Origin of the sequence: Sphingopyxis sp. H073 (assembly GCF_001468395.1) — a bacterium.
GTDB lineage: Bacteria > Pseudomonadota > Alphaproteobacteria > Sphingomonadales > Sphingomonadaceae > Sphingopyxis.
Window position 1 is genome coordinate 18416 of the sequence record NZ_LNSG01000012.1, and the last position, 9296, is coordinate 27711.

Consider the following 9296-nt stretch of genomic DNA (forward strand, 5'->3'; position numbering starts at 1 on the left):
GCTTGGCCCCTCGTTCGCGGCGGTGCCGCTCATTGCGTCGGCAGCGCCTTGGTCATGTCGCGCAGCAGCACCGTCAACTTGGCTTCCGACACGTCCTTGCCCGTAACGCGCTTCTTCGACGTGGCGCGCCAGACGAGGCGGCCGGTCTCGCGCTCGATCAGGTCGAGCACCAGCGTGCCCTGCGTATGCTGGCTCGCGTCCAATCGATAATCGCCCGCTGTCGGGCAGAAGGGCAAGCCGCAGTCCGCGCCATCGGCCTTCAGCTTGCCACCGGTTTCGGGCTGCATGATGACCGTGTAGGCGACCAGCAGGTCTGCTTCGGCCGGGTCTTCGGTCAGGCGATAGCCGCGCGTCTCCAGCATGGCTTCGGTCGTCGTGCGCAGCCGATCGACGGCGATCTCGTTCGTGATCGCGGGATCGGGGACGCCGGTTCCGAAGGCACGCATCGGCGCCCAGGCGAAGGTCGCGCCCTTGGCCAGCGCCGGCGACGAAGACTGGATGACCTCGACCTTGGCGGCCGCCTGCATTGTTATAGCGGCGCCTACGAAAGCGAAAGCGATTGCGAGACTTTTGACGATATTCATGAGGATTTCCTGTTCTGTTTCTTGTGTGGGGAGTGGTCGGCATCGGGCACCGACGTCGGTTTGACGATCGGGCACGATGCCGGTTCTTGTCGCCCGGCACCGGGTCTCTTGTCCCCGGGCCGGTATCCGCGGATTGTCGGGCCGCTTCGGATCGGCCGCCTAGTGCGCGCCGCTCGTGTCGATCGGCCCCTTGGGCTTGGGCACCAGCCAGATGAGCGTCGCTGCCGCCCCCAGACAAAGGGCGATCACGCCGAACATGTTGAGCGTCGCCAGCATGACGCTCTGGCCTTCGATAACATATGACAGCAGTGTCCTTGCCGTGTCGGCGGGAACGCCTTGGGCGACCATCGAGCCGACCGCCGCGTCGCCGTGCTGCATCGCATTGACGATCTCGGTGTTGTTGGCCCGCGTCGCGTTCGACCAGCCGCTCTGGATCAGCGAGGTGGCGAAAGCGCCGGCGAGCGTCCGCATGAAGTTCGACAGGCCGGCGGCATCGGCCTGTTCGTGCGGTTCGACGCTCGCCATGGCAAGCCCTGTGACGGGGACGAAGAACATGACCATGAACGTGCCGGTGAGGAGCGTCGGCCAGGCCATTTGCAGGAAGGTGACGTCGTTGCTGAAGGTCAGCATGCGCCAGACCATGATCAGGGCAAGGCCGAGGATGCCGATGCAGACGACCAACCGCGGGTCGAACTTGTCGACGGCCTTGCCCACCAGCGGAGCGCAGAGCACGGCGAGGATGCCCATGATGCCGGTCGCATAGCCCGCCCAGGTGGCGGTGTAGCCCATGTTGGACTGTAGCCAGAGCGGCAGGATCACGATGCTGGCGAAGAAGGCGCCGAATCCGACCGAGTAGGTCGTCGCCGCACCGACGAAGCCGCGGTGCCGGAAGACCTTGAGGTTGACGATCGGATTCTTCTCGGTGAGCTCCCAGATCAGGAAGGCGGCAAAGCCGATGGCGGCGATGATGCCGAGGGTCCGGATCTCGTGGCTGGCGAACCAGTCGTGGTTGCGTCCTTCGTCGAGCATGATCTGCAGCGAACCGACCCAGACGACGAGCAGCGCGAGGCCGACCTTGTCGATCGCCGCCTGGAACCTGGGATCGGCCTGGCCGCGCATCAGCATGAACAGAACGACACCCGCTGCGGCGGCAACCGGAACCTTGATGAAGAAGATCCATTCCCAGCCATAATTGTCGCAGATGATGCCGCCGAGGATCGGACCGGCGACCGGCCCGATCAGCGTCGTCATCGCCCAGATCACCGTGGCGAGCGTCGCTTTCTCCTTGGGGAAGATGCGCAGCAGCAGCATTTGCGAAAGCGGCATGATCGGCCCGCCGAACAGGCCGAGCAGCACGCGCATGCCGAGCAGCATGCCGAGCGAACCCGCGAGGCCGCACAGCAGCGAAATCGCGGCGAAAGCAAGATAACAGATGATGAAGGTGCGCTGTGCGCCGTATTTCTTGGCCAGAAAGCCGGTGAGCGGGACGGTGATCGCCTCCGCCACCGCATAGGAGGTGATCACCCAGGTGCCCTGGCTCGCGGAGACGCCGAGGGCCCCTGCGATGGTATTGACCGACACATTGGCGATCGTGGTGTCGAGCACGACGAGGAAGTTGCCGAGGCCGATCAGGATGGCCGCGGCATAGAGTTTGAGACCGGTGAGCGGAGGCGCCTCTCGCGCCTCCGCAAAGGCTTTGAATATGGACATGGCTGTGCCCCTCTTTGCCGGGCCTTACTTGGCGAGCTGGACGTCGACGTTCATCGACAGACCGACGCGCAGCGGGTGCGCTTCGAGTTCCTTCGGGTCGAGCTTGATGCGGACGGGCAAGCGCTGGACGACCTTGATCCAGTTGCCGGTCGCGTTCTGCGCGGGGACGAGTGCGAAGGCCGCGCCGGTACCGCCCGAGAAGCCGACGACCTTGCCGTGATAGACCACGTCCTCGCCATACAAATCCGAAGTCAGCTTGACCGGCTGTCCGGGGCGGACCTTCGCCAGCTCGACTTCCTTGAAATTGGCGTCGACATAGGCCGCCTGTACCGGAACGACGAGCATCAGCATCGCGCCGGGCTGGACCCGCTGCCCGACCTGGACCTGCCGCCGCGAGACGACGCCGTCGACCGGTGCCTTGATGACCGTGCGTTCGAGATCGACCCGCGCCTGGTCGAGCGCGGCGCGCGCCGCGAGCACTTCGGGGTTGTTGTCGATCGTCGTGTTGGCAATCATCGCACGATTGGCGTCGCGATCGCCGACGGCGACGTTGCGCGCCGCGGCGGCCTGGGCACGCGCCGCCTGAGCCGCGCGAAGGTTCGCCGCGGCATTGTCATAGGCGTTGCGGACCGTGGTGAGCTCGTCGCCTGACACGGCGCCCGAGGTGACCAGAGCCTTGCGGCGGTCGAGGTCGATCCGCGCCTTGTCGAAGCTCGCCCTGGCGGCGGTCACTTCGGCTTCGGCGCGCATGACATCGGCGCCGCGGGCGCTGATCTGTGCCCCGAGACCATTGTCGGTCGCCATCAAGCCCTGGACGCGGCGAATGGCGCGTTGCAGATCGGCCTCGGCGCGCGCGACCGCGATCCTAGCGTCGGTGTCGTCGAGGCGCACCAGAACGTCGCCGCGGTGCACGCGCTGCGCATCCTGGACGAGCACGGCGGCGACCGGCGCCGACACCTGCGAGGTGACCTGCGCGACATCGGCGCCGACATAGGCGTTGTCGGTGACCGCGTGCTTCGACGCCGACAGGACGTCATAGGCGGTATAGCCGCCGCCGATCAGCGCGATGCCCGCGGCAAGCGCGCCGAACAGCTGCTTGCGTTTGGTCTTCGTCCTGGCATCGGCCATTTCGTTGGGATGGACTTCTTCGATGGCACGCAAGGTGCCCGGATCTCTATCGGCCATTTTCTGTCTCCTTGGATTTTGGGGTCATGCTGCTGCGAAACCGCCGCCGAGCGCGCGGATCAGCTGAACGTCGAGGGTGAAACTACGGGTTTGAAGCTCGGCAACCTTGAGGCGCGCTGCGACAACCGATTCTTCGGCCGTGAGCACATCGAGATAGGTGGAGAGGCCCTGCTTGTAGCGGAGCTGCGCAAGGCGCAGGGCGTCCTCGTAGCCGGCGAGCGCTTCGCGCGACGACGCGAGCCGTTGAACCAGCATCTTCTGGCTCGTCACCGCATCGGCGGTTTCGCGCAGCGCCTGGACGACCTGACGGTCGTAAAGCGCGACCGCCTCGTCATACTGGCCGCGGCGGCCGCGATATTGGCCCGAGAGCGCGCCGCCGTGGAATATCGGCAGGCTGACCGCCGGGCCGAAGCTTCCGAAGTGCGAACCGTCGCGGAACAGATTGTCGACGCCGAACGACTGAAGTCCGGTCAGCGCCGACAGGCTGATGTTGGGATAGAAGGCCGCGCGCGCTTCCTTGGTCCGCTGGTCCGCCGCTTCGACCCGCGCCCGCGCGGCGGCGATGTCGGGACGGCGACCGAGAAGGTCGACCGACGCCGCGGCCGGAAGGCGCTGCGCCTGCAGTGCGGCAATCCGGGGACGGCCGATCGTCAGCGCACGATCGGGGCCGGCGCCGACCAGCGAAGCCAGCGCGTTCTTCGTCAGCGCGATCGCTTCGTCGGTGGCGGCCAGATCCGACCGGGTCTGGGGAATGCGCGCCTCCGCGAGCCGCAGCGCGCTGTCGTTGTCGAGGCCCGCGTCGACGCGCTGCTTGACGAGATTCAGCGTCTGGGTGCGGATGTCGAGCGCCGATTCAAGGCTGTCGCGCTGCGCATGGAGCGCCGCCAGATCGGCATAGGTCGCGGCGATGCCTGTCGTCAGCGCGAGCCGCGCTTCGTCGAGTTCGAGCTCGGCGGCGGTCGCATCGAGGCGCGCGGCGCGCATCGCGGCGCGATTCTTGCCCCACAGGTCGAGGTCGAGCGTCATCCCGATCCCGATGCTGCCATTGTCGTTCCACCCATCGGGGGTCGCGGCCGCGGGCATCGTACCGTTCTGGCTGAGCTTCGATGCATCGACCGACCCGAAGGCGTCGATGGTCGGCTTCAGCGCGGCGCCGGCCGCCTGGGCATAGCCCTGTGCGGTGCGCATGCGCGCCGCCGCCGCGGCGAGGTCGGGCGATCCCGCCAGCGCTTCGTCGATGAGGCCCGACAGCTGTGGGTCGCGATAGTCTTGCCACCAGCCGTCGGCGGGCCATTCGGCGCTTTCGCCGGCCAGCACCGTCGACGACGCATAGTCGCTGACCGCGCGGGGTTCGGGCTTGTCGCCCAGGTTAGGGATGGACGCGCAAGCGCCCGTAAGGAGGAGGGGGAGCAGCAATGCGGCGCGGCCAAACCGCGCGGCGCTGTGCTGGACTTTGGGAGAGGCCATGCTGATCTGTCCTGGGCTGTTCAAGCGGAAAGGAATGTCGGCAGCCGCGGACCGGGGGGACATCCAGCAGCTGCCGACGGCGGCCAAATGCACCTGTCCAAATACTTCATCAACATGGCTTGAGTTCAATCAGCATGTCCTATAGGTTCATGATCCATGGATACGTTGCTAAGTCTTCGGGTGTTCTGCACCGTCGTCGAGCTCAAGAGCTTCACCGCCGCCGCCGATCGGCACGACATGTCGCCGACTATGGCGAGCAAGCATGTCCGCGCGCTCGAAAACCGCCTCGGCACCCGCTTGCTGAACCGGACGAGCCGCCACGTCAGCATGACCGAGACCGGCGCGCTCTATTTCAACCAGGCGAAGCAGACGCTCGAATCGCTTGACGAGGTCGAGGCGGCGGTCGGCAACACCACGGTTGTTCCGAAGGGCACGTTAAGGCTGGCGGTGCCGCGATGGTTCGACAACGCCCGCTTTTCAGCGATGCTCGCCGAATTCGATGCGCTCTATCCCGACGTCCGTTTCGATATCGACCTCAGCGGAAGGGTTGTGAATCTGGTGGAGGAAGGGTTCGACCTCTTGCTCCGCGCCACTGTTCCGGGCTTGCTCGACCCTGGCCTTATTGCCCGTCCGATCGTCGACATGCCCCATCCCCTCGTGGCGTCACCCGCCTATCTCGACCGCATTGGACGGCCCGCGAACCTCGCCGACCTCAACGGCGGGCGGCTGCTTCTGTGCAAGGGCATGCACGTCGGCGCCGCGGTCCCGTTCGAGGGGGCGTTCGGCCGAGAGGTCGTCAAGTTCGAGACCGGGCTGGAGTGCGGGAGTGAAACGCTTGTCCGTTTGCTCGCCCTCGATGGCATGGGCATGGCGATATTGCCCGACCTAATCGTCGAGGAGGATGTCATCGCTGGCCGCTTGGAGATCGTGCTTCCGGGGATCGCCCAGATCGCCACCAAAATTTACGCAGTCTACCCAAGCCGCAAATTTCTCTCGGCAAAGGTTCGCACCTTTATCGACGTCTTCGTCGCGCGCGTTGCGCAGATCACTCGCGAGCATGAAGCGCGCCTTCGCGCACTGTCAGGACAGCCATCATGAACCCTCGGCCGATTGATCGCCGATAGCCCCTCGTGACATTTGCCACCCTCTTTCGATTTCTCGTTGAGGGTAGCTCGCATGACATACCGGGATTTCCCGCTTCCGGCGGTCCGTGCCGATGAAGAACGCCATCAGATACTCCAGGGCCAGACTGCGATCGTCACCGCGGCGGGCTCGGGGATCGGGCGCGCGGTCGCCATGCTGTTCGCGCAGGAAGGTGCGAATGTCGTTGTCGCGGATATGGACGGCAAGGGCGCCGAAGAAACCGCCGCGGCGATCGAGGCGGCCCGCGGCCGGGCCTGCTTCTTTCCCGGTGATCCGTCCGATCCCCAATATCATGTCGGCCTGGCGGCGTTCGCCAAGCATCGCTACGGCTGGCTCGACATCGCCGTCAACGGCATCGCCGTCCGTTCGCCGTCGACGCCGCTCGCCGGGATATCGCTCGCAACGTGGGATGCGATGACGGCGAACAATATCTCAGGCACCTTCTATGCGATGCGCGCGCAGATCCCCGTGATGCTCGAATCGGGCGGCGGCGTCATCGTCAATATTGCAAGCGTCTCCGGCGCTGCCGAGGTGGCGGGATCGGGCATCCGCCGGGCGACGATCGAGGGTCTGATTGCACTCACCAAAGCGATCGCCACCGAATATGGCGCGCAAGGCATTCGCGCCAACGCCGTCGTCCCGAGCCGCGCGGGCGCGCAAGGCGGCAACGCCGGCGTATCGAAGGCGCAAAAGCAGGACGGCCGCGGCGCGCCGATCGATCGGCTCGAAACGGTTCACGACGTCGCCGAAACCGCGCTGTTCCTCGCCAGTTCGAAATCGACCTACATCAACGGAACCTGTGTGCCGCTGAACGGCGGAATGGGGGAGCAATAAGGCCGTACGGCGTAGGCTATCGGACATGGCGGTCATTATGATTGCGCGATCATGAACCTTGGCGCCATGATCCCTGAACTGGAGCATAGTTGATCGATCCATCCCGCGATGCGAATTCCGTGACGCATCGCGGTCCACATCGAAATCGGATCGCCTATCGGGAAGCAGTCGATGTTCACGATTACAGACCATGCCCATCCCTCCGCCGGTTTTGCCGCCGCGTCCTGCGACCGTCACCCGCCGCGCGCAGCGGGCGGCTCACTCACCGGCTCCGATTGGGAAATCGTCGAAATGGCCTCGTGGGACGGCCCGCGGAGCCTGAAGCCCAAAGGATGGCTGGCGCGCCTCGAATTGGCTATTTTCGGCGATGTTCCGCTTCCGCTGGCCAATGTGCGGCTTGAATCGCTGCGGCGTTTTTCGGTCAAGCTATGGTATTGGAACCAGCTCGGCGAACGCGACATCGCGGCCGCGCTGGACGCGGGCTTTTCGCCGGGCGACCTCCGTCAGATCCTCGATCATGTGGCGAGCCGCCGCGGTTTCGCGCCTCGCATCAGGAACTGGCCTTCCTGATCGGCGCGGCGCGTAACATCGCTCATTCGCGCCAGCCATCCCCGCCATAATCTGCTCCGGCGGCATTGATCGCCGCAAACGCCGGCCCCCTGCCGTCGCCATTTCGGCGCGCGGCAGGGGGCCGGCGTTTGCGCGCGCGGGTCCACAGAAATCGTGCACCATGAAGACATGATGCTTGAACAAACGCGCAGTTGATGAACTCAAGAGAAACTCTCATCTGCCGCTCACCAGCTCCGCTGTGGAGCGGGATGATCAAGCATCAGGAGTTTATAGAATGCAGATCCTCAAGACCGTGGTCGCGTCCGCCATCATCGCTGCCGGCACCGCCGGCACGGCATCGGCACAGGAATTCGAAGGGCCGTACGTCGGTGCCCAGGCCGGATGGAGCGGCGACGATGTGCGGAATCCCGAAATGCCGCAAGGCGTGATCGCGATCGACGACAAGCAGCAGGCGCTAACCGGCGGCATTTACGCGGGCTATGATCGCCGCCTGGGTGACCGTATCGTCGTCGGCGCCGAGGGCAGCTTCGACCTCACCAACGACGACAAGTTCCGCGGCACGAGCGCCAGCGGGGCCTATCTGATCGACCCGAAATACTCGTTCGACCTGACCGCGCGCGCGGGCTATCTCGTCCAGCCCGAAACGCTCGTCTATGTGCGCGGCGGCTATAGCAATGCGCGCGTCACGACGCGGATCACCGATATTGCAGGCACCACGAGCGAAGCCGAGAACCGCGACGGCTGGCTCGTCGGCGGCGGCGTCGAGCGCCAGCTGGTCGATCATGTCTCGGCGCGCGTCGAATATCGCTATTCGGACCTCAGCGAAGGCGAGGGCAAATATGACCGCCACCGCGTACTCGCGGGGTTGACCTACCGATTCTGATCCCATTTGGTCGTGTTGGGCGGGACGGTCGGTATTCGCCCGCCCTGTCCAACCATCCCCTAGAGGCCTTTGTCCAACCTGGGCGTTGCCGGTTTGGCCATGTTGGCCTCAGGAGAACGATCATGGGAAGGTCAGAATTCGATTATTCGGCGCCTCGACCAGCGTGGAATTCCGGCAGGAAGGTTGGAACAAAGCGTCCACTGAAGCCACGTCAGATTTGGGCCATTCGCTTTCATCTCGATCGCGAGCACCGACTTCGAGACCGGGCGCTGTTCGATCTTGCGATCGACAGCAAACTGCGGGGCTGTGACCTGGTGAAGATCAAGATCGGCGACTTGGTAACAGGTGGAGAGTTGCGAACGCGGGCAATCGTAATTCAGCAGAAGACGAGCCGACCAGTTCAGTTCGAAATCATGTCGGACGCGCGCGGGAGCCTCCTGGCGTGGCTCGAGCGCCGGGGCGGATCGATCGAGGACTATGCGTTCCCCAGCCGCATCGACCACTCTGCCCATATGAGCACGCGGCAATATGCGCGTCTCGTTGACGAGTGGGTCACGGCAGTCGGCCTTCGAAGCGAAGACTATGGAACACATTCGCTTCGGAGAACGAAGGCGTCGATTATCTACAAGGCGACTGGCAATTTGCGCGCTGTTCAAATTCTTCTGGGGCACACCAAAATCGAAAATACGGTGCGATACCTCGGCGTTGATGTGGAAGATGCCCTGACGTTGGCGGAAGGCATCGAAGTCTAACGATCAATGCTCGACATCCTAGAGAGCGAGCGCTCCGGATTGCTGCGGAACGTCCGCTCTCTTCATTTGGCCGCCAAAAGCTGTCAGTCAGCTAGCGGCCAGCTCCGTCGCTTGCCATCGCTCAACGCCATGAGACTGGCTGCCGTTTTGGCGCTTTCATACAATCGA

The 9296-nt window shown here is 64.6% G+C and carries 9 protein-coding genes; 5 read left to right on the forward strand and 4 right to left on the reverse strand.

The genetic code is table 11. From position 1 onward, the window contains the following. Positions 1 to 29: 29 nt before the first annotated feature. The 4 genes from ATE64_RS18305 to ATE64_RS18320 all read right to left on the reverse strand — a co-directional run bounded on the left by ATE64_RS18305 (position 30) and on the right by ATE64_RS18320 (position 4946). Complete coding sequence (locus ATE64_RS18305; RefSeq protein WP_058457366.1) at positions 30 to 584, reverse strand: DUF4136 domain-containing protein; 555 nt, start codon at positions 582 to 584, stop codon at positions 30 to 32. Between the two features lie 159 nt (positions 585 to 743). Beyond that, positions 744 to 2294 carry a DHA2 family efflux MFS transporter permease subunit gene (locus tag ATE64_RS18310; RefSeq protein WP_058457367.1) on the reverse strand — a complete coding sequence of 517 codons (1551 nt, stop codon included), beginning with the start codon at positions 2292 to 2294 and terminating at the stop codon, positions 744 to 746. Positions 2295 to 2318: 24 nt separating this feature from the next. Further along, positions 2319 to 3479, reverse strand: a complete 1161-nt coding sequence (locus tag ATE64_RS18315) for an HlyD family efflux transporter periplasmic adaptor subunit (protein WP_082657823.1) — start codon at positions 3477 to 3479, stop codon at positions 2319 to 2321. 24 nt (positions 3480 to 3503) lie between these two features. Beyond that, the gene (locus tag ATE64_RS18320; RefSeq protein ID WP_058457368.1) at positions 3504 to 4946 is read right to left on the reverse strand and encodes an efflux transporter outer membrane subunit; all 1443 of its coding nucleotides are present in this window, start codon (positions 4944 to 4946) and stop codon (positions 3504 to 3506) included. Positions 4947 to 5102: 156 nt separating this feature from the next. Between ATE64_RS18320 and ATE64_RS18325 the strand changes: the two genes are divergently transcribed. From ATE64_RS18325 to ATE64_RS18345, 5 genes are all read left to right on the forward strand, one after another. Continuing rightward, the gene (locus ATE64_RS18325; RefSeq protein ID WP_058457369.1) at positions 5103 to 6044 is read left to right on the forward strand and encodes a LysR family transcriptional regulator; all 942 of its coding nucleotides are present in this window, start codon (positions 5103 to 5105) and stop codon (positions 6042 to 6044) included. 78 nt (positions 6045 to 6122) lie between these two features. Continuing rightward, a complete protein-coding gene (locus tag ATE64_RS18330) occupies positions 6123 to 6923 on the forward strand; it encodes an SDR family oxidoreductase (RefSeq protein ID WP_058457370.1) in 801 nt (266 codons plus the stop codon). Positions 6924 to 7094: 171 nt separating this feature from the next. Continuing rightward, on the forward strand, positions 7095 to 7493 hold the full coding sequence (locus ATE64_RS18335) for a hypothetical protein (protein ID WP_058457371.1): 399 nt from the start codon (positions 7095 to 7097) through the stop codon (positions 7491 to 7493). A gap of 274 nt (positions 7494 to 7767) precedes the next feature. Next, the gene (locus ATE64_RS18340; protein ID WP_231729167.1) at positions 7768 to 8376 is read left to right on the forward strand and encodes an outer membrane protein; all 609 of its coding nucleotides are present in this window, start codon (positions 7768 to 7770) and stop codon (positions 8374 to 8376) included. Positions 8377 to 8498: 122 nt separating this feature from the next. Beyond that, the gene (locus ATE64_RS18345) at positions 8499 to 9128 is read left to right on the forward strand and encodes a tyrosine-type recombinase/integrase (RefSeq protein ID WP_058457372.1); all 630 of its coding nucleotides are present in this window, start codon (positions 8499 to 8501) and stop codon (positions 9126 to 9128) included. Positions 9129 to 9296: the final 168 nt, after the last annotated feature.

Coding starts and splice junctions, on each gene's coding strand:
- ATE64_RS18305 (WP_058457366.1), bottom strand. CDS start 584: ATGAATATCGTCAAAAGTCTCGCAATCGCTTTCGCTTTCGTAGGCGCC.
- ATE64_RS18310 (WP_058457367.1), bottom strand. CDS start 2,294: ATGTCCATATTCAAAGCCTTTGCGGAGGCGCGAGAGGCGCCTCCGCTC.
- ATE64_RS18315 (WP_082657823.1), bottom strand. CDS start 3,479: ATGGCCGATAGAGATCCGGGCACCTTGCGTGCCATCGAAGAAGTCCAT.
- ATE64_RS18320 (WP_058457368.1), bottom strand. CDS start 4,946: ATGGCCTCTCCCAAAGTCCAGCACAGCGCCGCGCGGTTTGGCCGCGCC.
- ATE64_RS18325 (WP_058457369.1), top strand. CDS start 5,103: ATGGATACGTTGCTAAGTCTTCGGGTGTTCTGCACCGTCGTCGAGCTC.
- ATE64_RS18330 (WP_058457370.1), top strand. CDS start 6,123: ATGACATACCGGGATTTCCCGCTTCCGGCGGTCCGTGCCGATGAAGAA.
- ATE64_RS18335 (WP_058457371.1), top strand. CDS start 7,095: ATGTTCACGATTACAGACCATGCCCATCCCTCCGCCGGTTTTGCCGCC.
- ATE64_RS18340 (WP_231729167.1), top strand. CDS start 7,768: ATGCAGATCCTCAAGACCGTGGTCGCGTCCGCCATCATCGCTGCCGGC.
- ATE64_RS18345 (WP_058457372.1), top strand. CDS start 8,499: ATGGGAAGGTCAGAATTCGATTATTCGGCGCCTCGACCAGCGTGGAAT.